Below are 24,032 nucleotides of genomic sequence, written 5' to 3' on the forward strand. Positions count from 1 at the left end.
TAGCTTGAAGCCAAGATGGGGGTAGCGTTCAAAAAAAACAAGCTCTAGTGAGGCTACCCGCCAAGATCAGATTCTTCATACAAGACGAATGAACTGGCTAAAAATGCAAAAGGGGACCTCAAAGGCCCCCTTTCGTGTCACTTCACACGCAAACTCACAACCGTGGTTTACGCGTCAGGAGCAACCTTGGCGGGCGGCTCGCTGTTTTCGTAGATCAGCAACGGCTTGGATGTTCCATCGATCACGCTTTCGTCGATCACCACCTTGCTCACGTCGCTTTGCGACGGGATCTCGTACATGGTGTCGAGCAGCACGCCTTCGAGAATCGAACGCAGACCACGGGCACCGGTCTTGCGCTCCAGCGCACGACGGGCAACCGATTTCAGCGCATCGGTACGGAACTCGAGGTCCACACCTTCCATCTCGAACAGCTTGGCGTACTGCTTGGTCAGCGCGTTCTTCGGCTCGGTAAGGATCTGGATCAAAGCAGCCTCATCCAGTTCGTCGAGCGTTGCAAGCACCGGCAGACGGCCCACGAATTCCGGGATCAGACCGAACTTGACCAGATCGTCAGGTTCGACTTCACGCAGGGACTCGCCCACCTTCTTGCCCTCCTCCTTGCTGCGAACTTCAGCGTTGAAGCCGATGCCGCCACGGGTGGAACGGTTCTGAATGACCTTTTCCAGGCCCGAGAAGGCGCCACCGCAGATAAAGAGGATGTTACGCGTGTCCACTTGCAGGAATTCCTGCTGTGGGTGCTTGCGCCCGCCTTGAGGAGGCACGGAAGCCACGGTGCCCTCGATCAGTTTCAGCAAGGCTTGTTGCACGCCTTCGCCGGACACGTCACGAGTGATCGAAGGGTTGTCGGATTTGCGCGAAATCTTGTCGATTTCATCAATGTAGACAATACCCATCTGGGCCTTCTCGACATCGTAATCGCATTTCTGCAACAGCTTCTGGATAATGTTTTCGACGTCCTCACCCACGTAACCGGCTTCGGTCAGGGTGGTGGCGTCAGCGATGGTGAACGGGACATTGAGCAGACGAGCCAGCGTTTCGGCCAACAGCGTCTTGCCGGAACCCGTCGGGCCGATCAGCAGGATGTTGCTCTTGCCGAGCTCGACATCGTCGTTTTTCTTGTCACGCTGGTTCAGACGCTTGTAGTGGTTGTACACCGCTACTGCGAGAACCTTTTTGGCACGTTCCTGACCGATTACGTACTGGTCAAGGATGCCGCTGATTTCTTTAGGCGAAGGCAATTTATGCGCGCTGCTTTCGGCCTGAGCTTCCTGCACCTCCTCGCGGATGATGTCATTGCACAGGTCGACGCACTCGTCGCAGATAAAGACCGAGGGGCCGGCAATCAATTTGCGCACTTCATGCTGGCTTTTGCCACAGAAGGAGCAATAGAGCAATTTGCCGTTGTCCTCGCCGTTGCGGGTGTCAGTCATTCGATCGATCCAATCCGGTAGGCTTGCAACACAAGATGAAGGCTCTTGCGGGCTTTTTCAAGTCCGCAGGCGGTCGGTTGTGCCGACCCCCTACATTTTGAGCCGCTTAGGCAGGCATTTGACGCTTGTTGATCACGGAGTCGATGAGGCCGTATTCAGCCGCGCGCTCTGCGCTCATGAAGTTGTCACGCTCGGTGTCGCGCTCGATGGTTTCGAGGCTCTGACCAGTGTGGTGCGCCAGCAACGAGTTCAGACGGTGACGGATGTGCAGGATTTCCTTGGCATGGATGTCGATGTCCGACGCCTGGCCCTGGAAACCGCCCAGCGGCTGGTGAATCATCATCCGCGAGTTGGGCAGGCAATGACGCTTGCCTTCAGCACCACCTGCCAGCAGGAAGGCACCCATGCTGCACGCCTGACCGATACAGATGGTCGAAACGTCGGGCTTGATGAACTGCATGGTGTCGTAGATCGACATGCCTGCAGTCACCGAACCGCCCGGTGAGTTGATGTAGAGATGGATATCCTTGTCCGGGTTTTCCGCTTCAAGGAAAAGCAGTTGCGCCGCGATAAGGTTGGCCATGTAATCCTCTACCGGACCAACCATAAAGATGACTCGCTCCTTGAGAAGGCGCGAATAGATGTCATAGGCGCGTTCGCCACGGGCGGACTGCTCGATAACCATCGGGACCAGGCCGCCAGCGGCCTGGATGTCAGAGTTCTGCTGAATATAAGAATTGCGGGACATGTCCTGCATTCACTCCCAAATAGTCGAGTCTTGAATACGCACAAGCCAGCGCGAAGGCTGGCTTGTGGGTGTTTTCGCACGAAAAGAGAAATCAGTCGGCTTTTGGAGCTTCCACCGGCTTGACAGCTTCTTCGTAGGAGACCGATTTGTCGGTCACGCTAGCTTTCTGCAAAACAGTATCTACAACTTGCTCTTCAAGCACAACAGAACGTACTTCGTTCATTTGCTGCTCGTTCTTGTAGTACCAAGCCACAACCTGCTCTGGCTCCTGATAAGCGGAAGCCATTTCCTGGATCATCTCGCGTACGCGAGCGTCATCAGGCTTGAGGTCGAACTGCTTGACCACCTCGGCAACGATCAGGCCCAGCTCGACGCGACGCTTGGCTTGCTCTTCGAACAGCTCGGCCGGCAGCTGGTCAGGCTTGATGTTGCCACCAAACTGCTGAACGGCCTGAACGCGCAGACGATTGACTTCGTTTTCCAGCAGCGCTTTAGGCACTTCGATCGGGTTGGCAGCCAGCAGACCGTCCATCACCTGATTCTTGACCTTGGACTTGATCGCCTGACGCAGCTCGCGCTCCATGTTCTTGCGAACTTCAGCGCGGAAGCCTTCGATGCCGGTTTCCTTGATACCGAACTGCTTGAAGAACTCTTCGTTCAGCTCAGGCAGCTTTGGCTCGGAAACGGTATTGACGGTCACGGTGAACTCGGCGGCTTTACCAGCCAGCTCGAGGTTCTGATAGTCCTCAGGGAAGGTCACGTTCAGAACGCGCTCTTCACCGGCCTTCGCGCCGACCAGACCTTCTTCGAAGCCCGGGATCATGCGGCCGGAACCCAGAACCAGCTGGGTTGCAGTGGCAGAACCGCCAGCGAAAACTTCGCCGTCGACCTTGCCCACGAAATCGATGTTCAACTGATCTTCGTTCTGAGCGGCGCGATCGGTGACTTCGAAGCGAACGTTCTGCTTGCGCAGCACTTCCAGCATGTTGTCCAGATCGCTGTCAGCCACGTCGGCGGACAGACGCTCTACCGCGATGGCATCGAAACCGGCGACGGTGAATTCCGGGAATACTTCGAAAGTAGCCACGTATTCCAGATCTTTGCCTTTCTCAAAGGACTTTGGTTCTACAGCAGGCGCGCCGGCCGGGTTCAGCTTTTGCTCGACCACAGCTTCGTAGAAGGTCGCCTGAATCAGATCGCCCAGCGCTTCCTGACGCGCACCGTCTTCGTAACGCTGACGGATGACGCTCATCGGCACTTTGCCTGGGCGGAAGCCCGGGATCTTGGCTTTGCGCGCGGTCTGCTGCAGACGCTTGTTGACTTCAGTCTCGATGCGTTCGGCGGGCACGCCAATGGTCATGCGGCGCTCAAGAGCGGAAGTGTTTTCAACAGAAACTTGCATGGATATTCCTCGTTGCACAGACGTTAGCCGGCCGTTTCCGACCCCAGAATCAAGGGCATGCATTCTAGTGGGTCATACTCAAGAAGTCACCCTACTGAAAAAGGGTGGGTTTATAGGACGAAAGCGGAGCACTGCGGTGCAAGGAAGAAAAAAGCCCTGCACCCTCGGCGACGCGTCTGGCACGGCTTCTATATAAGGAAGCATCAGCACCGGAGACGACCGACTCCGTCCACGTAGCACGCCCCACTCGACCGACGGCGAAAAACCAGCCGACCAGCGAGACGGTAGAGCGAATACGCTGAAACAAAAAAACCGCTCAAAGCGGCCTTTCTCGCAACCCGGGCTTTCACTCGCAATCACATGTGTCATGGCGAAAGGAGAGTGCGAAAGAATCTCCAGCGACCTGCCATGCAAAGCTTCAGCCTCGAAGCCTGGAATCGATGCACTTTTGCGCGACTGATTCGATCCGCCGGGCAGCTTCCAGCCTGATCCAGCCCGGCGCGCATCGTACACAACGTGGCCGAGGCGCGCCACCCATTGCAAGCATTTGACGGGGCTGACATTTTTTCATACGGATAAGTTCAGCAAGCCGCCATCGGCAGGTCAGTGTCGAGTACAACCCCGGTACGCAATCAATCACCTCCCCGCTCAAGGGACGCTTAACAGTCGAGCCAACTTTATACTCGCTGAACGCCGCAGCCCATACACCGCAGACTGTAGAAGCGTAGCGCAATCTCAAAGGCAAAAGTTTGCGACCTGACCTCTGCAAAACGCGCTTACTAAAGAAATATTAATAGTCGCAGAAATATCATTTCATCCGTATCAAGACCGCATCACCAAGACGTTCGTGCGCACTATTAAATGGCCTCGTTTGAAACATGCAGGGCGCTGCATAGCGCCGGTGACGCGATGTTCGACTAGAGCGACCTTCCCAGACACCTACCCCATGACCACTCAGAAAGAACGCCCGACCAGAGCCAGCGCCGCCGCCAAGGCCCTGCTGCGCCCTTGTACTGCGCGGTCATCCACTCCATAATCCGCCCCCTGATTCCGCCGCTTTCAGCAGCATGTACGAAGGTTTCACTTAGCGATGAGTCGCACACTTCTCGCGTCGCACCGGCAGCACTTCCGAACCTTTGAGTCTTCAAGAAATCCATCCCTATATACCGTGCCATTCCCCAGGAAAAACCATGTACAAGATGATTGCTGCACTTACTTTTCTCGCGATCACCTCAGCAACACTTACGGGATGCAATGAAAAAGAAGGGAACCCGGGAAACGCAGCAACCACCAAGACTAATTATTACTCATCCGACAAATGCGCTATTGACTCAATTGCCGGAAAAAGAGGGACAAGTATTTATGTTCCTCGAGGCATTGCGGAATTCAACGGATGGGCCTTCGATACGGCCAACCAGGACGCTCCGAAGGAAATCAGACTTCGCCTGACCGGCTACAAAGGAACCCCAGCCACGTTCAAGAACCCGACCATCATTGATCGCCCAGACCTGATAAAGGCATTCAATAATGAAAAGCTATTGAAATCGGGCTTTTCGTTCAAGGCGGATTTGTCGTCGCTGGAGTCCGGAGGTTACAGCGTAGTTATCGAGATCCCAGGGGCGAACTCCTCCACTCTTTGCCAAACCAGGGTTTTGCTTGTTATCGAATAACCAGAAACGTTACTGCCAACCTTGAAATCAACGCGGCAGAAAGCCCGTACTGCGCAGCTCAATTTTCCGAGCCGTTGCAAGCGCACTAACGAGCTTGTTCTTTCGACTGCACGGGCTGCCTCGCCTGCTGACAATACCTTCGACAGCAGGTCAGGATATTCATTTGTCAGGCCACTTCATCACCACCTGCACCCTGCACGCCTTGCAAAGCCCGGTACGGCATGTGTAGCTTCCGATAACACATTTACAGCCAAAGGAGTGTTTATGAAGTTCCTCCCTTTTGATTTTTCTGCAGCAGAATACTTGCGCCTGAACCCCGATCTTGCCTCGACAGGCCTGCATCCAGCACAGCACTATCTGGATTACGGCCACGCCGAGGGGCGCAGATACCAGGATATTTCCGTAGAAAAAAAGCAATTGCTCAACCTCGGTATTTTTGATTCTGAATTTTATCTGAGCCAGTACCAGGACGTAGCAAACGCCGGCCTTGATCCGGTCGAGCACTTTCTGTCAAGCGGATGCGCCGAGGGCCGATGGGCCAGCCTTTTCTTCCGCTCCGACTGGTACATGGATTGCCATCCCGAGTCCAAATCACACCATAAGAACTGTCTGTTTCATTACTCGGAGACAGGCAGTCGCTTAGGGCATGAGCCAAACCCTTTCTTTGAACCTGAATATTATTCAACAAAATACAAGGATAAAATCGGCCTCGAAGAACCCTTGGCACATTTCATCAAGCACGGCCATGAGGGTTTGAATCCGTCGCCCAGGTTCGACGCCGCTGCTTACATAGAAGCTACAGACTGTTCTGGAAACCCACTGAAGCACTATCTGGAAACCGGCATGCAAGCCGGCGTTCCTCTGCAGCGGGCCGAACCTCTCCGATGGGATGAGAAAGTAGAATCAGCGACTCTGAATGTGCTTAAAACATCAGCACCCGCCGAACGCATTGCATTGCTGATCACGCACAGCGCTGATGGGCAGATAAAACCGCATGTAAACCACTACGCAACAGAACTTGCCAGCGCCGGACTGTCGGTATTTTTGATAGTGGCCTCTGATGTCAGCGACGTGGTGATACCAGAAAACCTGGCGAGCGCCTGCTCGAACATTGCTACCAGGCAAAACACCGGGTTTGATTTTGCGGCATGGGCACACGTCATCAAAGCAAACAGCTGGATGCAGAACTGCAAAGAAATCACCCTGACCAATGACAGCATCATCGGCCCTGTCGGAATTGGCGGGCCAGAGCTCATGAGAAAAATCCGCTCCAGCACTGCTGACGTCATCGGACTGGTTGAAAACATTGAACATGCTCGACACCTGCAAAGCTTCTTTCTGGTGTTTCGCGAGAAAGCCATTCAGTCGACAGCATTCAAAGACTTCTGGTCAACGGTGATCAATCATAATGACAAGAGCAAAGTCATTCGCGATTACGAAATAACCTTTACCAGCAGACTTCAAGCATCCGGGCTTGAGACGGACTGTATTTTCCAGGAAGCGGGAGAAAACAATGCCACCATTTTCAAATGGGAAGAATTGCTGACCGAAGGGTTCCCCTTCCTGAAGTTTGAAGTGGTTAAAAACGCCATCCAGCAGAACCGGCAGCATATAAAAGCAACGTTGAGCGCAGCTTCTTACGACACCTCGCTCATTCCCCAGCTCAACGAATACGAATAACGCCATGCGCTGGCCGAGGCACAGAACCTAATTGTGCCCGCGACCTGCGTCGGTCCAGCCAGAGTCGATACGTGACCGCGAAGAAATCCGACACAACAAAAAGCCCGCACGAGGCGCAATGCTGTTTACTTAAGCGGAGCAGCCTTCGATAAAGTCCTTGGCCAAAGGGATTTCTCCCTTGCGGTAAGGGCTGATGGCTGCATTGGCGATGATGTGGGGCATTCATCAGGGCGGCACAGATATTGAGTCGGCGCGCGACCCAGACGATCGGCTCGCCTCTAGAAAGCGCCGTCCCGACAACTAACCAGAGCACCATGTCAGAGGGCAGGCGTCGATGCCGGATGGTCGCCTTCTCCGCCAAAGTTGCGGCAGCGCTGATCCACTCTTGCGGAATGTGATCAGTAAAGACGTCGAGGCGTGAGAGAGGCTGCTCAGCAAAGTCCAGGACAGCGCCTAAATCCTGAGCGACAGACATAAAAAATCCGGAATCCATAATCAGATTCCGGATTTTCCTGCTGCCTGAGGATTAGTCAACAACCCTTACGTGAACAGCGCTGCGCGCCAGGCGGGCTTCTCTTGGCTTTCGCGGTTCTCAGTGGAACCCGGCGAAAGTGTATCTGGTGCGGACGGAGGGAACCAAATTAACGTCCAAAACGCCTGCCTGGTGGGGGCTCAGCATAAAGATTCGAAGTCAATGTACTTTTTGCTGTACTGATTCAATCACGCTGGGTCAGATCCAGACTGATTTAACACGTTGAGCATCGTACATAACGATCTATCGGGGCGCTACCCGTCGCGGACATCAACCTTCCTCCGGGCTTTTTCATTCTGCCTACGCTTACCGTCCTTTTGGATGCAGATAGAACGCTGAGCGCCGCAGCCTCACTTCCGCTTTCACCTCAAGTACAAGCCCGACAATATCGCGGATCGTAACCAGTGCGGTCGTATCGATGCCCGTGAAGGTGAACTCTTCCGTCTCGGTGACCGGGTTGGATATCCGGATCGTCATCAAGCCTACCGAGACGAAATCGCATACGCATTTCATCGGCAAAAAAGCAGCCTCAATGATAGGTCTCAGATCCATGTTTGAAGTCATTCGGACCATCCTTGTCGCAGGCCAGGAGAATTCCTGAGACCTACATCTCGCGGAGTGTAGGCGGCAATTCACACTTTGCTGATGCAATCACCTGTTAGCTCTGAATTAACTAAATTATTCAAACCGTGTCCCCCCAAGTGGATCTATACCCCCTCATTTGCAGCCAGTTCAGCGTTGAGATATTTACATGTCTCGCAATGTAAATATCAACTCGCCCCTAGGCGTCCGGCAAACCCCGTCTACAAATTTTCCGAGATAGCTCTCGTGCATTGAATAGACAGCGCCATTTCTGACTCTAAAGATCACAGCTCGATCCGACCTGATGACACCCTTGCTATCCATCGTTCCCAGCCTAGTGTTGTGCTGGCCGTAAACGCAGAGTCTGACTTTGGTGACGTCCATGTTCTCTTGCACCTTGATAGGGAGCCTTAACCATAGCGGGTTGCTGACACTCCGCTGCGCGCTCCGACAGGCGTGCATCTCATTCGTACAACGAGCGCCTGGATGCAGTAGCCCTATCCTTGGATGCTTCTACGCGGGTTACTACGGCAGCAAACCAGCGGCCAGCGTTTGAGCTGGAGCTATGGCGAGGCGCACCACTCTTCTACATTTTGCGAATCCCGAACTGCGAAACCTTCACGGTCGAGTTCTGCGCCACGCCCGCGGCCAAGTACAGGCCCATGCGTGAGGTGATGACCGTTTCTGTCAGATCAATGGTCCCGCGTTGCGTCTCGAGTTGCCCGGAGAAGCTGGCTGGCATCGTGAAGGGCTCCTGGTACTTATCCATAGAGCGATAGTAGAACGTAGTCGAGGCACCGCTGACCGGCTTGGTGATGGTCAGCTCTGCCTCCCAGGCCAGTATGCCGCGCGACGCACCGACGATATCCACTGCCGACACCATTTCGATGACGTCACCGGCCGTCAGGTTGGTCTGCACGACGTTGGCCGAGGGCTGCACGTAGATGTAGCCGCCCGCTGCTGCCATGCTGCCGCCCAGCTCGATGCACTGCGCCTCACCATAGGCGGCGGGCTCCTTGTACCACCGCGTGGTGATGCCGGCCAAACCAGAGCCGACAGCCTTGTAGGCGTCCGCCAACACAGACCCGGCCACGGCGTTTACGCCAGCCGGTAGCGTGCCGCCGGTGCCCGCCAGCAACGGATTGGCGTTGAGACAGCCGAACGGGCGAATGGCTGAATAGATGTCGCCGGCGTCTGTCGGCAGCGGGATGCCGGGGAATTCGAAGTTGGCGGTGATGATCGGCACGACTCGCGAACTGATGAATTCCGCACCCAGGAGGTTCGGGTGCAGGCCTTCCACGGTCATGGTCTCGGTGAAGCCATCCCAGATGTTCACGACCGGCACGAACTGACTGACGTAGCTCAGCACCCAGTCTTTGTAGGCGACCGCATCGGCCAGCGCCCGCCCGGCCAGTGCCCTGCCCCCGAAGCGCGGCGTGCCGGTGCCGACGATCAGATACTTGCCGGGCGTGTTCAGGAACGCGGTGACGATTTTCATGACGTTGGCTTTGGTGTCCGCCAGCGACATACCAGCCGTGGTGCTATCGTTGGTGCGGGACAGCAGCAGCCAGAGGTCGGCCGTGGACGAAGCAATACAGGCCGGCAGCCGGGCGAGAAACTGCCCCGTGTGGTCGCCGACCTTGCCTTGGTTGCCGACGTAGCTCGGGAACAGACCGGTGCGCGCCGCGATCCATGCCGCGTAGCCATAGGCCTCGGTGCCGAACGCCGTCGCGGCGATGGTATGGCAATTGCCCGAGAAGCTGTCGCCGAGCAAACCGAGGCCACGGCGGATCGGCTGGCGGCGCGGGATTGGGTTGACCTGCAGGCTCATGCATACACCTCAAATGCAGCGCCAGCAGTGGGCACGATACGGATGGTCGCCGGCGGAAAGCTCAGCTGGTAGGCACCGTCTTTCCAGAGCGTGTCAGTGGTGATCCAGTTATCACCGGCTTGGATCTGGACCGCCACCGATCCGCCGTTCGCCTTCACTGCCAACGTAACCTTCATGGTGCGGTCGTAGGTTTCTTGCTTCGTCACTGTCTGCACTGCATTCCCCAGCGGCCTATGGCCTGAAATGGATTGGTCGAGTGGAACACGCTGTTTACGCCAGCACCTTCAATGCTCGGGCGTACAGCTCCTGCCGATCAGCCAAGCCATTCGTGCCGCCGTTGATTTTTCGAGTGATTTGGAGAAGGTCGCCCTTGTCCGCCAGCGTGTTGAGCGCGGCCCGGTGCCAGAACCATGCCGCCGACATTGCGGCGTTCTCCGGCAGCTCGAGCAATTCGGGATGGTTGATGAGGTCCAGCCCCAGCGCCTCGCCGCACGCCTCGTAATTGTCTCGGCCCGTCACCTGAATCAGGCCACGCCCACGGTAGAGCTGGCCGTCGCCGTCGGCTTCTGGCGTGTTGCCAAGGCGCTCGGCCAGCTTGCCGGTGTCGTACTTCGACAGGTAGGCGCTGCCGCCCAGCTCGCGCACGTAACGCAGCTGGCCTGACTCGTGGCCGACCTGGGCAATGAAGGCCGCGATGCGCAGCGGGGTCACGATCTGGTGCTTGCTCATCGCCGTGTTCAGAACAGGTGCAAAAATGCCGGCTTTCTGGCCGGCGTTCGGGAGGATCTGCAGCAGCTGCTGCGCGGTGATCGGCATTTGGGTTTCTCCAGACAAAAAAATACCCGCTCGATGGCGGGCCTCTTTGATTCTTTCCAGTCAGACAGGCATGACCGGCCAATCGATTACGTCGAAATAGCCGGGTTGGGCCGGAATCCTGTTCAGGGCAATTCGGTATTTCTTCCACTTGGTCAGCGCCGCAGCCTCTTCTGGCGTTGCATCGTCGATGTCTGCCGCGTCTTGAAGCGGCGCAATCGTGTAGTCGGCGATCTTTCTAAGTTGGGCGACCTCGGCCACCACATTTGCAAGGCGTTGCTTAATGGCCTGCTCCTGCTTCATCTCTTTGGTGATCAATTTTGACCAGTCGATGTTACTCATGATCGCCACCTTGGGATTCGGCTTGCTCTTCTCCCTCTCGCATTGCAACGACGGGAAGAGGCTTTGGCAGGCTTACAGGGCCGTCAGGAACATTTTCCAGAGGGACAGGAAATGCCTGCTCCTGACTGTAGTTGTAAGGTATTGGAAGCGTAAGAGTCAGTACAATCTCACCGTCGATCATGTCCACATATTCCCCACCTGCTAGCCATTTAGAATCAATGGCGGTGGTCGGAAGACTTTCCCCATCAAGCATGCGCCCGAAGTCGAAAACCTCACCATTTATCAATAAAGATTTACCGTATTTTTCGACAGAAATTTCTTCGTTATCTATTCGGACTGGAGAAAGATTTATAATCATTAGAACCACCTTCCGACTGCAACATACTCAACTGCAACTTGCTGTGCAGTACGCGATATTTGTGTGAATACATATCCTGCGGTCCACTGCGTTGCTGATAGCACTAGTCCGGTCCCTGCAAACCATCCCTCTCCAGACTCTAAAGCTGCCGTGATGCTCACAGCGGGCGCAGTAGAGAATGGCATAGGAAACGTTCGTGCTGGCTCGGCAGAGGAAAAAAACAAGGTTCCAGTAGAGTTCCCAAGAGTTTTTACGGTTCTGGTTTTAAATGTGCATATTTGCGTGCCATCTGCATAGCGAGTGTACTCGCCGTTTGTGTTTGAGCCTCGCTCAATTATTGCTCCGGTTGGAATCCCACTAGCCTGCCCAACAGTACCTACGGCTGGCATTGTGGCCGAATTTGAAAGTTGCAACCCCTGCCGCGCAGTAGCCGGACTATTTCCGCCAGTTCCGCCAGATGCGATCGCGATCGGCGAGGCCGTTACTGATAGTGACGGAACAGTCAGCAATCCTTCGTAGGAGTACGACATTGACGGACCGCTAGCTGAATTATTTGCATTAACTGAGCGCCAATTAAAACCACCTATACCACCACCCTTGTTAACTATGAAGTGACCCTCGCCCAGAGTGCTGGCGTTCCATCCTGCGTACATGCCCTGAACACTGTAAAGGGCTGCGGCCTGCTGAACACCTACCTCTGAAAATACCGCTCGACCGTCAGTGCGGCCTGTGCCGCCCTTCGCGACCGGGACCGTGTTCTCAACGGACACCGAGCCCAGGCCGAGCCCAGTACGCGCATCCGCTTGGTTAGCTCCGCCAGTGCCGCCCTTATTCACCGGCAGAGTATCGTAGTTGCCGGTCGTTCCAAGCGCCGCAAGGGTTGTACCCCAGCGCTGATTTACAGTATTGAAAACATCTGTCAGCGCCTTTGGATAACCCTGGACAGGCTCAATGAAATAGGCAGCGCCACTGACAGTTGCTCCCGCATAAGGAGGGATAATTGCCAGCACGGTTTCGTTGATGATGTTGAAAACTTCGTAACGCCGGCCGTCCGGTCCGTTGAAAGCATCACCTATTCTGGAAGAAGTGAACGTTGTGCCAGTACCAGTCACAGTCGTTGAATTCTGGGTGACAGCTACTGTGCCATTTCTCAACCAAGGCATTGTTAGCTCCAATAATTATGCGGCTATTTTAGCGAAGAAGGCAGGATGCTTAAACGCAATAGGATTACTGAGGGCGGTCGTAGTGAACCACAGTTTAGACGCAGCAAAGTCGTAGCGTATGCCACAAGTCCTTCCAATGTTGTCGCCGGAAAGCATTCGCATGTAGCCGTTATTTATCATTAGAAAATCGCCAGCACCGTAATTCAGCGGGGAGGAATACCAGTTGGTAGCGAAACCTTGCTCGTCATAAGTTGATTTCTCATATGTCCAGTTCTGTAAAAACCTGGTAAACACAGCGGCAGTTGTTCCTGTGTCAAAAATCAACTTTCCCTCTGCATTCCATATCCTAGCCCCATAACCAGAAGATGGAATTGCCGCAAAACCACCTATGAAATATGAACCTAAAGGGGCGTAGTTCAGAGGTCCAATAATCGTTATGCTAGTCCAGTTTCCAGGCGAGCCAGCAATTGAACAGCCAACTACAACCACCCCGTTATTATTGTCTGGCCTAAGAAATATTAGCGGAGGTTCTTGTGTGATTATGACAGGACTTATCGTAATTGTTACCTTATTTGACGAAGCTGCGTATCTGCCGGACTGAAGAACGCTAAGCCTGGAAAACTCAGAGTCTAAAGAAACCACACCTGAGTCGTTAGTGATTTGCATGCCGTACATTAGTACCACCTCAACACAATCAGTCTCATATTGCTGCGAGAAAACTTTATTCCAGCATATCCGTTTATAAAATTTCTTACAGTCACAACGCCATTGATTATTTCTGCCTCAAGCTGCCTATCGTTATCGCCTACCGCCCCGATAGGTATCAGAAGCGCTACCGAATTCTCTGGCGTACAGCCAGGAATTGCGTACTCCTGGCTTGATTTATCAGTCGCGGTAGTAAATGAAACCACCATGGAAAGTACCGACCTCCAAGTAGACGTGCTTGTGTCGAACCGTAATTCGCCATTTCCCCCCCATATACGAACTCCATAACTCATACGCTCAAGTTCCCCCATTGATAACGCAACTGGCCTTTCTCATCGAAGACTTTACCGCCTGCACCGTTGATGACTTGGCGTCCGCCGCCGCCCAGAGGCGAGTTGATTTCGAAGCTGCCGTCCTTGCTCAAAATCCACCCGGACTGCCCGGCCAAATAGTTGGTTGAGCTGATATAACTGCCGATCTTGGCGTTGGTGATCGTGCCGTCTTGAATGAAGGCCGACTGAATGAATGTCTGCCCGCCCGTGATGCCGAAAAACGACTGAGGCGATTGAGAGCTGGTGTTCATCACCAAGAACGTGTCGGCTCGCACAACGAACTGCGACGTCGTGCCTGCCGCGCCGCTTTCGAGCCCAAGCCCAAACCCGGCCGCGTACGGTATCCCGCTCTGCGAAAGCTCCATCCTCACCGACCAGATGCCGGCCAGCTTGTTGTTGGTGGTGGCCAGTGCGCTGGTTGTCTGCTGAACCGCAACGGTCGCGTCGTTCGCTTTGGCTTGCGCCGTTTCGATACGAGCTGAGAGAGCGCCATCTGCGTCGGACCGGGCAGTAGCCTCGGTTCGCACCGCAGCGCTTGCGCCATTGGCGATGGCCTGAACCTGATCGATCTTCGAAGAAAGCGCACCGTCTCCGTCCGCTCTGGCGTTCGCCTCTGATTGAATAGCCGCTTGCGTGGCTGTCTGGTTGCCGTTGACTGTCGCGGTCAGTGTCGTGATCTGCTGGGCGGTTGCTTGCCGATCATTGGCCGCCGTCGTTTCGACGATGGTTATTTTCGACTCGTTGCCACCCACTCGAGCATCCAGAAGAGTGGTGCGCTGAGTCTGCGCAAAATCATTCTCGGTTCGTACCCTGACTTCCTGTGCGTAGTTGGCTGTCTCTTCCCACGCCTTGATGGCAGCAGCCATTTCGCCTTCTACACCGTCATCCCTTGACGAAGCCTGCAATGCATTGAGCTGGACAACAGTTGCTGTTGTCTTTCCGTCCACCGTACTGATGTCAGCGGTATTCTTCGTGACCTGGGCTGCCAGAGCATTTGCCGCCTGAACAACCTGCCCAGTGTCCAGCCAATATGTAGAGTTCGGTGGCGAGTTCGCCGCACCTTTCGGAACGGCTATTTTGGCGGTATAGAGCCTCTGGCCGAGCCGAACCGTTTCGCCGATGGCGTAGGGTTCTTCTGGGTCGTATTCGAGGGCATCTACCAAGTCACCGATCTCAGCCTTCAGCTCGTCCAACCGAACGTTCACGGAGCCAACGCCGAAGCCGTCGATCAGGTCAATGCGGCCCAGCAGGTGTTCTCCGAACTGGCTTTCCGTAAGCTTGCCGGTCAGCAGGCCAAGAACCGGGGTTGCGTCACTGCCGCTCTGCCCCATCACGCCCGCGCCGGCCGGATACCACGGCCCGATATTCCCGGTCCGATCCACCAAGCGCGCCCAGAAGAAAAACGTCACGCCAGCCAGTAGGCCCTGCATGACATGCTCCGACTGCGGGTAAGCCAGATCACTGAGTTTCGCGGCCTTGGTCAGATCGTTCGTCGGGCCGTACCAGATTTCAGTGCGCTGCGTGTCCTCCGCCCCTGCCGGGAAAGCCCATTTCAGTTTGATGCCGAAGATCAGTGACGCGGCAGTCAGCGAAGTGATGGCGGGTGGCAAGCTGGTCTTGCCCTGCAAGTTCGTCAGCAACGACGTGACCGGCAGAGACGAGACATTCAGCGCGCTGACGGCACGCACTCTGGCCATGTACTGGCCGGAGTAAATGCCCGGCACGTCGACCAGTAACTCACCGGTACGCGGCATCTTGACCCACTCGCGCGAGCCCCAGCGCCACTCGACGTCATACCCGACCGCGCCTGGCGCCGCGTCCCAACTGATAGTCATGTTCGTGACGGCGATACCCTGCTGAATGACGACGTGCTGGGTAACGAACACAGCGCCCGGCGCAGCCTGCACTCCCACCGGAACACCGCTGACTGGACGGATATCCACTACGGCGCCGAAATCGATGGCGTCGAACTTGCTCGGTTCGTGCTGGATGCACTCGAGCTGGTACTGATGCCATTCCGGGCGCGTGATGTTGCGCACCAGAAACTGCATCGTTTTCAGATCATCGTATTCAAGAATCCAGCCGCATTCGGCTTCCGGCACTTCGCTGAAGCTGGCGGCCAACGTGACACGGCGGCCATCGAGCGAGGTGATGACACGCGCTTCGGTCTTGCCGCTGGGCAGGTTCACCCGCAGCTTGGCCCCGGTCGAAAGATCGATATCGCGGTCGACGGTGATCACCCGCCCCGCTACCGCGCTGATACGACCGCCGTTCGCACGGCCGGCCAACATCGGGTCGGCCACGGCGATGACCTGACCTGTTTTCGGAATGCCGCCATCGAGGCCAACACGGAAGGTGGCTGGCCGCGTCTGGGTCTGCTCAGTGATAAGTGCGTATTGCCCCGCCCGCTGTGCCTGTCCAAGCGACGTGCAGCCGTAGGCATCCACCGCAAGCTCGTTGACCGATCCGCTTTCGGCCATCGCCACGTCATCGAATACAGGCTCTTTGTCTGTCTCGAAATCCTGATCCGGGTTATCCCAGGTCACCATCGCAAGGTTGTGACGGTCGCGCGCGCGGGTGCCCAAATACTGGATTTCACCGTTGTTCAGGATCTGCGAAGGGTTGTAGGTGTAGACCGGGTCGCCGGGCATGTCAGCAGTGAACGTGATCTGGCTGCCGTCCCAAGTGCTCATGCCGTGGAAAATGGACGACAGGTCCTGCAACACTGCGTAGGCATCGGCCTGCTTTTGCAGGTAGATGTTGCAGGTCAAACGGGGATGCGTTCCGCCCTTCCCATCCGGCACCTTCTGGTCGCAATACTGCGCGATGCGGTACAGGTTCCAGCGGTCCACCATCGTGGCATCGATTCGATGCCCGAGACCGTAATACGGGTTCAGCGCCAGGTCGTAGCACACCCAGGCCGGGTTGTTGGTGTACGCCTCTTTGAACGTGCCGTCCCATATCCCGTTGCTGGTGCCCGCGCCAGACGTGGCATAGGTCCGTGTCTCCGGGTCGTAATTGGCTGGCACTCGAACGATGCGCCCGCGCATCAGAACCGCGATCTTGGCGATGTCGCCGCCGAACTGCTCGGCGTCATACTCGACACAGCCCACGGCGGTGAGTGGAAACTCCTGATCGCTGTCAACGACCTCGGCAACGGCGTCGACAAACATGCCGTCCTGAATCAGCGAGCTGTTGGCCTCCGGCGTGATCCGGCGCACGCGCAAAGTCCAACGATTACCGGCAGGCAGGTTGAGCCGGTGACTGCGCTCGTACTTGGTGACGTTCTTGCGATCAACGAAGTCCGCAAGCACCTGCACGAATGGGCCGCCGTTCGTGGCCAGGTCAATTGCGTATTCAATCCGCACGCCGTTGATGTTGCCGCTCTGGTCCTGAGACTGGAGCTGCGGCCAGCTAAAGCGAATGCGCACTGCATCCAGCACCGGGTTGGTAATGGTTCGCAGGTACGGCGTGGTGCTGAGCAGTTGCTGGTTTACATCGACCTCGTTGCTCGACTCGGCAATGCCCTCCAGCCGCGGCTGGTTCAACTCACCGTTGCGGAACTGCCATTTCACGCCGGGGAAGTTGACAGTGCCGTCCTCGGCCACCAATGGTGTGCCGTCGAGCTTCACTGAGCGCAGGCCGTTCACTGGGCCTACTATCGGCCCCCAGCTCCACAAATAAACGATGCGGGCGGTGGCAATCGAAGCTGTGCTGTTTTTTGCTATCGTCGGCTGCTTCTGTGTCGCCTCGCCGCCCTTGCTCCCGCGAATGCTTCGCGCTGCCACTGCCCTTCCCATGCCGCCCCCAGAAAAAAGAAAACCCGCCGAAGCGGGTCTGGTGTTACCTGATGATCAAATCTGATCTTGTGTGTAGATGCCGCCTGACTCGACGGCACCGCCGATCTCTCGTTCGCCGTAGAGCACGGGGTATGGGTTGCCCTGGGCGACCGTGGTCACCGCTCCGCCGAACCCGTAGCTGGGGTTGTTGCCGTCATCGTTGTTGTTGCCAACGCTTGCGGTGGTCGTGGGGGAAAGCATCTGCACCACTCCGCCGAGGCCGACCGCAGCACCAGCTCCGAGCAGGCCCATGCCCAGCGCTGTAGTCGTACCGCCGGAGAACAGCCCGCCCACAACCAGAGCGACGCCCAGCACCACCTGGAACAGCCCGGCCTGCTTGCTGCCCTGGATCAGCGGCACGATGCGGATATCGCTGTTGTCGCTGCCCTGCATGTCGAACTCGCCCTCGCCGGCGTTGCGCTTGCCGCAGAACACGCTGAACACCAGGCCCCGCTCTTCGCCAGTGCGCAGGAATTTCTCGAAGCCTGGCTTCATGGCGCACAGGGCATTCACGGCGTCGCGCACGCTGTGCACGTCGATGCGGTACTCCCGGCCGAAATGCTTGCGCAGAACGCCGTAGAGCACGATGGTGCGCATGGTCATGAGGTGTACTCCTTGTGGCGCAGGATCAGCTTTACGCGGTTGGCCATCGACCACCCGTAGACTTCACGGGCAGCCAGGCGGCCGGGCATGTGGTGGTAGATAAATGGGCCAGCGCCGCCCAGTGCCGGAGCGTCCTCGCTGTGCAGGCTGGCATCGGCCCCGAGGTAGATCGCCGCGTGGTTCGGGAAATGGCAGGGACGACCTACAGTTGGTATCTGAAAAATCAGCATGTCGCCGCGCTGCGGCTGATCGACCCGGACGAACCCGCAGGCCTCGTAGTTCTCTTCGTAATGGCTCGGGCTGTCCGGATCTTCCCACCACAGTTCCTTGCGCTCGAAGTTCGGCAGCGGCAGCGACGCCTCGCGGGCGTACCAGTCGCGGCAGGCCGACCAGCAGTCGAGTAGGCCGTGCGAGAAGTCCCGGCCCAGCAGCGGAGCCTGGAAGCCGCTCGGCTTGAACCACTGAATGTCACCACCCGGCCAGCCCACAATTGCCCAGGGCAGTTCGTGCAGCTCGCAGCTGACCAGATCAGTCATGCTCGGCGTTGCGGCGCGGTCCGGGTGGCTGTGAACGATCGCCAGCACTTCGCCCCGGTCCTCTGCCGCCGCCGCGTCGTGCTTGTCGATCACAAAGTGCTGTAAAGGGTTGGTGGCCACGTTGCCGCACGGCACGTACTCACGCCCTGCCTCGGTCTTGATCAGCAGCCCGCAGGCCTCAGCCGGGTGTAACTGCTCGGCGTGCGCCCGCATGGCGTCCTGAAGCTTTTGATTGATTCGCATGATTACCCCTTGGCGATCAGGCTCGCGCCCATTGAGCCGCCAAACCGGCGGGTATTGCCGCGCAACTTGCAGCTGCTCCACCAGCCGCCGCAGCGGTCCAGCGCCGGGTTGTCGGTGGGCTCGTTCTTTTTGTCGAAATACGCGGTGCCGGTGTAGGCGCATGCCTCCTGCCGGTACTGGCCGCGCATGGCCCAGCGGCACAGCTTGGTGATCTGCTGGGCGGGCAACTGCTGACCTTCCATATCGATGGGGCTGGAAAGCTCGAACCCGACCGTCGAGAAGTTTTCCTCGGTCTTCTGCTCGATTTTCCACAGACTGATCCGGCTCTGATCGGCAGCGTCCGGGTTGCCGCCGTCGAAGTTCGCGGCGTCAAGGAAGTGCTTGAACGTCTCGATCACCTTGAAGTCCGCGCCAGCCAGGTCCTTGAACTGAAGGCAAATCGCTGAGACTGCACGCGGAATGCCTGCCAGCTCGTTGGCCAACTTGAGCTTTGGCGTTGCAGGCCGGCCATCACCACGAATGTCCAAGCCGGTGACCTCGATCTGGATAGGGGAATACAGCTGGCCCTGCCAAATAATGTCACCCTCGTGCTCGTGCCCGTGGAAGCGCCAGAGCGTTGCGCCGAGCCGCGTGGCATCCAGTTCGTACAGACGAATCTGGTTGCCGGGCTCCAGCTTCTGGATGTCCGCGCTGTAAATCATGGTCGTTACCTACGAAAAACCCCGCACTTGGCGGGGTCAGGGTTTGAAGGTTTGCTTGAAGTTCGTGGACAGTGAGTGAAGACCGTTGCCGAGGGTCGACAGCTTGTAGCCGTTCGATGTGTACCGGCCCTGCCCGCTGCCCGGCGGCGTCCAGAGGAATGATTTGAAACCCTCGTGCCTGTCCAGGAAGTCCTGGACCTGCTGGAGCTTCTGGCCAGAGCCAAATCGCCCCGTTACCGTCACATCCCAGGCCTGCGACTTGGTGTTGATACCGACGCCGCCAGCCTGGGTGTAACCATCGCCGAAGTCGTTCGACCAGGTGCGCTGCGTTACATCACCGGACGCGCCGACCTGTACATCAAAATCGAATGTCTCATCCATTACGTGCGCCTCCAGAGCAACCCGCCCTGCCTCATTTCTTGCCGGAGAACCTGACGCACTTGCTGGGCTGCGCTCTCGCCTATGGCCCTGCCTTGGCTGGCTGCCTCGGAATCGCTCATACCCGGCTGGCCTTGGACGGTCACCGGCACGCTGATGCTGATCGGCATAGACCCGCCGCCGCCACCGCCAGACTTGTCAGCCAGGTACTTGGTCAGGTCGCGGTTCTGGTTGGGGTTGAGTACGCGCTCACCGCCATCGAGCAGCCAGGTGCCTTCCTTCGGGATGTTGTCCATACCGTTGTGAGCCATACCGGCAAGCGCCGATGCGGATACGGCGGCGACCATCGGTGCCGTTGCAGCAGCAGCTGCGAGCGCGGCAGCCGGGGCTGCGGCTGGACCGATCAGAGGAATACCGGCAGTCGATGCATAAGCGTTCAACGAGGCCTGCGCCGATGCCGCTTGCGCGTTGGCAATCAGGCCGGACATCCCGGCAGTCTTGGTGCTATTTCCGACAAGCAACTGAACCGCCTGGTAAACGAGCCACTGGGCAGCCATATCAGACAGAGCGTTTATCACCGACTTGGCCATGTTGCCGGCCATGTCCGCGAAGGCATCACCGATACTTGATGCGCCAGTGGCGATATCGGCGAAAGCATCACCTAGCCCGCTTGTCAGATCGTCAAGCGTGCCGGACACGAACTCAGCAGCCATCGCGGAGTAGTTTTCAGCCTGATCGACGTAGTTCTGCCAGGCGTCTTTAACGCCATCCATCCAGTTGGATTGAGCCTCTTCGACTTGGTTGTAGTAGTCCTGCTGGGTCACCAGACGCTCAGCCATCGCCTCACTAAGGATCGCGGTTTCATCGCTGTAGAGCTTTTCGCTGATGTCGCCACTGTTGCGCTGGAGTTGAAGTTCTCGCTGCTGCTTGTTGAAGTCCTGCTCAATGGCGAGCATTTCCTGAAGCTGCGCGCGCTGTTTATCGCCCATGCCAGCGCCTGCCAATTGCTGGGAAAATCCAGATTTCGCAGAGCGATTACTTTCGCCAACACTTGCCTGGAACGCCGAAAGCTTTTTTGCCTCATCGAGAGCAATTTTGCGCAACTCATTCTCTTTTTCGAGAGCGGCGTTGCGTTTCAGATCGGCAGTTATCGACTCCTGTTTTGTGAGCAGCGACTTCTGTTCTGCGGTCAGCGTTTGCTTAGACTTGATGTCAGCAAGCTCTTGCTCCCACTTTATAAGCTCGCGGGACGCCGTTCCGATTTTATCGATATCGCCCTTTTGAGCGCCAAGCAATACAGACTGTTCTTTCAAAACCGCATATTGCTGCCGGGCCTGATCGAGAACTTTCTGAGCCGCATCTTCCTGATATTTCTTTTCCGCTTTGCCTTTGTTCGGATCAGTTGTTTCGTTGATCTGAGCAATTGCCGCATTTGCGCGCACCGTTGGATCGGTGCGAGGATCTTTCCCAGCTTTCGGCGTCTCGACACCTGGCAGGACCATGCTCCGACCGGTCACATCTGCTTGAGCCGGAGGCACAATCAGCATGTTGCGACCAGTCAGAAAGCTGGCATTTTTGGTGATATTGGCGGCGGCTTCGATAACCCGGCGCATTTCGTTTATTTGCTTGTTGGAGCTTTCAACAGCGGCTTTGGCGGAATCTTCATGAGCTTTTTTGGTAGCCGCTGCCGCATCGATCGCCGCCTGCTCAACGGTGTAAAGGCCGATCAATTGCCTTTTGAGGACATCCTGCTGGACCTTGTCGTTGTCCTTTACTGCCTCCTTGTATTTGTCCAGCACATCCTGTTGTTGTGATATGACCTTGGCTTGCTCGCGCTGCTGGGCAGTCAGCTTCATTTGATCCGCCGCATATGCCGCCTGGGCCTCGGCGTTGGCACCAAACAGGTCGCGCGTCTCTATCAACTTCGCCAGGTACTTTTCCCACTCGGCAAGCTGCGCCTTGGTCTGCCCGCCAGAGCCTGCTAAAGCCGTCGAGAGCCCTTTCGTCTGCGTGGTCAGTCCGGACGTCTCTTGAGTCGCACCAGCGAGAAGCAGCCGGTATTTCTCAGCCTCCTCACCGCTCCGCTCATTTGCCGCTGCTGATTGCTCGAGAGCGGAAATGTAGACCGGCATGATGTCGCCATTTTCTTTGACAGAGGCAGTGACGCTTGCAAGACTTCTCGATCCATTACGAACCTGATTGAGCATTTGCTCAAAGGCCTTACCGCCTTCGATGCCTCCGACATACAAGTTCTGGTATGCACTCCGCCCGGCAATCGAAAAATTATCAAATGCTTTCGCAGCAGCCTCGGACGCCTCGGCTTGCTTCGCCGACCATGTCGAGAACTGAAGCATTTTCTGAGCCTGACCCAGTTCCTTGAACTTCGTAATCGACTCATCAAGCGTTAGGTTTTGATCAATCAGCGCCGCGGTAGCGCTACTTGCGCCGCCGCCGAAGTCAATGAATGACGCGGCGACCACGGCTGTCATTGCAATCAAACCCACAGGCCCCGTCAACAGGCCAAGCACTCCACGCCCGGCAGTGGCTGTCAGCGTCAATGCCGAGCTTGCTCTAGCGGACGCCGCCGTTGCAGCATCAGAAGCACGAGAAGCGGCATCAACTGCAAGCTTTGTCTCGCCAGTTGCCGCGACTGCGGCGCTTCTAGCGGCATAAGACGCTTGAATCTCCGCAGAGGTCGCGACGGTCGTGGTGGCAAGACTGGTTTCTGCAGCCTGTATCTGCCGAATAATCGCGACCTCATCCAGGCGTGCCAACGCCATACGATTACGAGCAGCGGCACGCCCCTGCTCGCTGATCTGCGCCGCCAGACGCTGCTCCTCGAGCACTCGCTCGGCTGCAAGCGTGGTCTGAACACTTTTCAGATTATTGATTTCGGACTGCTGACGCATTCGGTCTGAGGCAACTTTCTGGCCGGCGGCCGCGATTTCAGCATTCGCCCTGGACAAGCTTGCTTTGGCATCTGCGTATTTTGACTCAGCATTCAGCAAAGACTGTTTCGCGGCTGCAGCTTCGGCTGCAGTATTTCGGATGCTCTCCGCAGTCGAGTACGCCAGCGCACCGGCCTGCATGATGGAGGCGCTCGTGGCCATCGCGAAGCTGGCAGCACCCTGCAACGCGGCCACTGCCATGCGCGTACCGATGATGTACGCCAGTGTTTCAGCTGCGCTGGAAACCTGCTCGAACGTCTTCGATGTGGCCCCGAAGTCCTTGGTCAGCCCATCAATGGACTGCGATACCTTGACGATGTTGGCCGAAATAGCAGCACTCACACCACTCGCCTGATCCATCCTGCCGATGAATTGGGTCAGGGAATTGCTGGTAGCGGTGAGGCTGTTGCCAATCGTTACCGCCGTCTTGTTGAAAAGATCAGCTACAGCTTTTTCCTGCGCCTGTAATGCCTTGACAATAGAATCAGCCGTGAGCAGGCCCGCCGCGCCAAGTGTGCGCAACTCACCAACTGTCTTGCCCATACCAGCAGCGATTGCCTGGGCGAGCGCTGGGGCTTGCTCCATCACGCTGTTCAGCTCTTCGCCGCGCAACACGCCAGACGCGAAGGCCTGGCCCAACTGGATCAGCGCAGCGTTAGCCGAATCCGCAGACGCACCGGAAATCGCCAGCGTCTTACTGATGGTGCCCACAACGCCCGCCACGCCCTCGCCAGAAAGCTTCAGCTCTTTCTGGTTGGTCGCAATGCGCTGGTACAGCTCAGCGGTTGCGCTCAAGGGCTGATAGGCGCTCTGGGCAATGGAGAAGACAGCATTCTGTGCGGTAGCGAGTTCGGCAGAACCTTCTGTAACCAGTTTCAAGCGGCTGGTCAGGGACGTGTAGGCTTCCGATGCCTTGTAAATCGCGCTCAAGCTAAACGCGGAAGCCAGCGGCCCGGCCAAGCTTGAAGCCATGTTCGATAGGGACAGCATCTGCCCCTGCATCGCGCTTACTCTGGCGGATGCCGCATCAGCCGCGGCGCCGGTCCGGGTAACTGACTGGGACGCGCGATCCATGCCCTGTTGAAATCCGCCGATCCGCGCAATCAGGTCCAGCGTCAATGTGCCAAGCGATCTTGACGCCATTTGCATTTCTCCAGACAGCAAAAACCCGCCGG

The 24,032-nt window shown here is 56.9% G+C and carries 20 protein-coding genes; 2 read left to right on the plus strand and 18 right to left on the minus strand.

The window, feature by feature from the left end; translation table 11 throughout:
• Positions 1 to 167 precede the first annotated feature (167 nt).
• The 3 genes from clpX to tig form a co-directional block, all read right to left on the minus strand.
• Positions 168 to 1,451 (minus strand): ATP-dependent Clp protease ATP-binding subunit ClpX, encoded by a 1,284-nt coding sequence (clpX, locus tag ABJ99_RS10790; RefSeq protein WP_002552735.1) that lies wholly within the window; start codon positions 1,449 to 1,451, stop codon positions 168 to 170.
• A 106-nt stretch (positions 1,452 to 1,557) separates the two neighbouring features.
• Positions 1,558 to 2,199: an ATP-dependent Clp endopeptidase proteolytic subunit ClpP gene (gene clpP / locus ABJ99_RS10795; protein WP_002552734.1), complete on the minus strand. Its 642-nt coding sequence runs from the start codon at positions 2,197 to 2,199 to the stop codon at positions 1,558 to 1,560.
• Positions 2,200 to 2,290: 91 nt separating this feature from the next.
• On the minus strand, positions 2,291 to 3,601 hold the full coding sequence (tig, locus tag ABJ99_RS10800; protein WP_054085828.1) for a trigger factor: 1,311 nt from the start codon (positions 3,599 to 3,601) through the stop codon (positions 2,291 to 2,293).
• Between the two features lie 1,190 nt (positions 3,602 to 4,791).
• On the opposite strand from tig, the gene ABJ99_RS10805 reads away from it, so the two are divergent.
• Both ABJ99_RS10805 and ABJ99_RS10810 read left to right on the plus strand, forming a co-directional pair.
• Positions 4,792 to 5,271 (plus strand): hypothetical protein, encoded by a 480-nt coding sequence (locus ABJ99_RS10805; RefSeq protein ID WP_054085829.1) that lies wholly within the window; start codon positions 4,792 to 4,794, stop codon positions 5,269 to 5,271.
• A 264-nt stretch (positions 5,272 to 5,535) separates the two neighbouring features.
• Positions 5,536 to 6,951, plus strand: a complete 1,416-nt coding sequence (locus ABJ99_RS10810; RefSeq protein WP_054085830.1) for a rhamnan synthesis F family protein — start codon at positions 5,536 to 5,538, stop codon at positions 6,949 to 6,951.
• Here ABJ99_RS10810 and ABJ99_RS26905 read toward each other — a convergent pair.
• From ABJ99_RS26905 to ABJ99_RS10880, 15 genes are all read right to left on the minus strand, one after another.
• Entirely contained in the window at positions 6,935 to 7,426 is a 492-nt protein-coding gene (locus ABJ99_RS26905) for a transposase domain-containing protein (protein WP_230081011.1), read from the minus strand. The two genes, ABJ99_RS10810 and ABJ99_RS26905, sit on opposite strands and share 17 nt — an antisense overlap.
• A gap of 363 nt (positions 7,427 to 7,789) precedes the next feature.
• Positions 7,790 to 8,047, minus strand: a complete 258-nt coding sequence (locus tag ABJ99_RS10815) for a DUF1652 domain-containing protein (RefSeq protein ID WP_054085831.1) — start codon at positions 8,045 to 8,047, stop codon at positions 7,790 to 7,792.
• Between the two features lie 604 nt (positions 8,048 to 8,651).
• Positions 8,652 to 9,896, minus strand: coding sequence for an SGNH/GDSL hydrolase family protein (locus ABJ99_RS10825; protein WP_054085832.1), 1,245 nt, complete (start codon positions 9,894 to 9,896; stop codon positions 8,652 to 8,654).
• Positions 9,893 to 10,072 carry a hypothetical protein gene (locus tag ABJ99_RS10830; protein ID WP_054085907.1) on the minus strand — a complete coding sequence of 60 codons (180 nt, stop codon included), beginning with the start codon at positions 10,070 to 10,072 and terminating at the stop codon, positions 9,893 to 9,895. Before ABJ99_RS10830 ends, ABJ99_RS10825 begins: the two co-directional genes overlap by 4 nt.
• A gap of 94 nt (positions 10,073 to 10,166) precedes the next feature.
• Positions 10,167 to 10,712, minus strand: coding sequence for a glycoside hydrolase family 19 protein (locus tag ABJ99_RS10835; protein ID WP_054085833.1), 546 nt, complete (start codon positions 10,710 to 10,712; stop codon positions 10,167 to 10,169).
• 60 nt (positions 10,713 to 10,772) lie between these two features.
• A complete protein-coding gene (locus ABJ99_RS10840) occupies positions 10,773 to 11,051 on the minus strand; it encodes a tail fiber assembly protein (RefSeq protein WP_054085834.1) in 279 nt (92 codons plus the stop codon).
• Positions 11,044 to 11,409, minus strand: coding sequence for a hypothetical protein (locus ABJ99_RS10845; RefSeq protein WP_054085835.1), 366 nt, complete (start codon positions 11,407 to 11,409; stop codon positions 11,044 to 11,046). Before ABJ99_RS10845 ends, ABJ99_RS10840 begins: the two co-directional genes overlap by 8 nt.
• The gene (locus ABJ99_RS29080) at positions 11,409 to 12,572 is read right to left on the minus strand and encodes a hypothetical protein (RefSeq protein ID WP_230081008.1); all 1,164 of its coding nucleotides are present in this window, start codon (positions 12,570 to 12,572) and stop codon (positions 11,409 to 11,411) included. The genes ABJ99_RS10845 and ABJ99_RS29080 overlap by 1 nt, the downstream gene beginning before the upstream one ends.
• Positions 12,573 to 12,587: 15 nt before the next feature.
• Positions 12,588 to 13,247, minus strand: a complete 660-nt coding sequence (locus ABJ99_RS28195) for a hypothetical protein (RefSeq protein WP_147461839.1) — start codon at positions 13,245 to 13,247, stop codon at positions 12,588 to 12,590.
• Positions 13,248 to 13,566: 319 nt separating this feature from the next.
• Positions 13,567 to 17,409 carry a phage tail tip fiber protein gene (locus ABJ99_RS10855; RefSeq protein ID WP_054085837.1) on the minus strand — a complete coding sequence of 1,281 codons (3,843 nt, stop codon included), beginning with the start codon at positions 17,407 to 17,409 and terminating at the stop codon, positions 13,567 to 13,569.
• Between the two features lie 54 nt (positions 17,410 to 17,463).
• Entirely contained in the window at positions 17,464 to 18,051 is a 588-nt protein-coding gene (locus tag ABJ99_RS10860; RefSeq protein WP_054085838.1) for a tail assembly protein, read from the minus strand.
• Positions 18,048 to 18,830 (minus strand): C40 family peptidase, encoded by a 783-nt coding sequence (locus ABJ99_RS10865; protein WP_054085839.1) that lies wholly within the window; start codon positions 18,828 to 18,830, stop codon positions 18,048 to 18,050. The genes ABJ99_RS10860 and ABJ99_RS10865 overlap by 4 nt, the downstream gene beginning before the upstream one ends.
• Positions 18,831 to 18,832: 2 nt before the next feature.
• A complete protein-coding gene (locus ABJ99_RS10870) occupies positions 18,833 to 19,531 on the minus strand; it encodes a phage minor tail protein L (protein ID WP_054085840.1) in 699 nt (232 codons plus the stop codon).
• Positions 19,532 to 19,567: 36 nt separating this feature from the next.
• Positions 19,568 to 19,912, minus strand: coding sequence for a phage tail protein (locus tag ABJ99_RS10875; protein ID WP_054085841.1), 345 nt, complete (start codon positions 19,910 to 19,912; stop codon positions 19,568 to 19,570).
• Positions 19,912 to 24,000 carry a phage tail tape measure protein gene (locus ABJ99_RS10880; protein WP_054085842.1) on the minus strand — a complete coding sequence of 1,363 codons (4,089 nt, stop codon included), beginning with the start codon at positions 23,998 to 24,000 and terminating at the stop codon, positions 19,912 to 19,914. Before ABJ99_RS10880 ends, ABJ99_RS10875 begins: the two co-directional genes overlap by 1 nt.
• Positions 24,001 to 24,032 lie beyond the last annotated feature (32 nt).

The sequence above is a fragment of the Pseudomonas syringae pv. cilantro genome (assembly GCF_001293775.1).
GTDB classification, from domain to species: domain Bacteria; phylum Pseudomonadota; class Gammaproteobacteria; order Pseudomonadales; family Pseudomonadaceae; genus Aquipseudomonas; species Aquipseudomonas syringae_P.